Here is a 1489-nt window from a genome sequence, read left to right as displayed (position 1 = left end):
TGTGGCGACGTTACTGTTTGTAACTTCAACAATGATGATTGGTGCTGTGTTGATTTCTTATGAAGTAAAGCAGTTCAACACCTACGCAAATAACCTTGTTAAAATAAAACAAAAAGTCATTTTAATGGGGCTGTTGACGGAAGCGAAGCTCCAACAATTCAAAGGGTTGAGTGTGGATGAAGTGGAAGCTCAAACAGAGTTCAGCTTCCAAGACGCGATTTACTCGCTGTCACCGTACGAAAAGCTGAATTACGTTGAAGCCGTCGCGCGCAAATCGATGCATCAAGCCGAAGCGTATTTGTCGAATGCGTTTAATCGGCAAAATGCCATTATGTACTTTCGCTCTTATACTGGGAGCAAGTTAATTTTAGAGCGCCCAATCAAAGCGTTGGAAGGTGAAACGGTTACATTTGATGTCGATTGGTGCAAGAGCAACTACTCTTGCGTTCTGGCTGCGTGGAAAGAACAACTGACTGATCGCGTGTTGTTTTCTCTGCCGTTTAAAACCACCTACTCGGATGACATGGCAATAAGCATCATGAGCCCGGTTTATTTCCAAGGTGAGTTAGTCGGCGAGTTTTCAGAACAGCTCTATCTTTCATCACTTTATAACGAAGGGAAAGCCGTCGACGTACAGATCTCCAATGGTAACAAACAAATGGTGATCTATTTTTCAGGTTATCCGTGGCCATCGTTCGCGTACACCCAATCTTTTGTGGCAGACAACAACAACTTGATTGTCTACATGTACCCGTTCAGTAAAGTGATGGTGGATTACAGCTTTCTGTTTGTTATTTTCTTTTTGGCAACCTTGGCGTATTACAACAAAGCGCATGAATCCAAAGAGAGCAAACTTCGTCTGGCGACGGCACTGACGAATGTGACAAAAGACGATTTAACTGGGTTACTTAACCGCAGGGTCTTTAAAGATAGCGAATTCAAACGCCGCTTGAAAACGGCCCCTTATTCCGTCATTGCCATTGATGGCGACAGGATCAAGCGAATCAATGATCGCTATGGTCATCACGTTGGGGACGAGGTTATCGAGATCATTGCCGATGCGATGCGTAAAGTGTTCAGAACCAGCGATTATCTCGTCCGAACTGGGGGCGATGAGTTTATCGCAATCTTGCCGGGGTGCAGCATCAGTCAGTCTTCGATGTTGGCGAAAAAGTTACGTAGCGTTGTCAAAGACAACCGACTTAAAACGTTAGACATTGAAGTCAGCGTAAGCACTGGCGTTGCGGCAAACGAATCACACGAATCACTGCAAGATGTTATCGTTCGAGCGGATGAAGATCTCTATGAGATGAAAAAACGCAGACAACAATCACAGTAAGTAATAGTTTTATTGATAAAAATGCCAAGTGATTGGACATAACCATGACATAACTGTTTGATTAATTTGACCAAACAGAATGAGTGGTCTTTTATATTAGAGCAGCCAGCAAACAATGGCTGCTCTAATTATTTTCTGACCTTACATCTG

1 protein-coding gene is annotated in these 1489 nt (G+C 43.4%); it reads left to right on the top strand.

The genetic code is table 11. The features are described from left to right. The first annotated feature begins 1 nt into the window (after window position 1). On the top strand, window positions 2-1339 hold the full coding sequence (locus R7Z50_RS24145; RefSeq protein WP_318149302.1) for a GGDEF domain-containing protein: 1338 nt from the start codon (window positions 2-4) through the stop codon (window positions 1337-1339). Window positions 1340-1489: the final 150 nt, after the last annotated feature.

Source organism: Vibrio sp. 1249-1, from assembly GCF_033340495.1.
The sequence above is the reverse complement of the archived record's forward strand: the minus strand, read 5'-3'. Positions and strand labels throughout refer to the sequence as shown.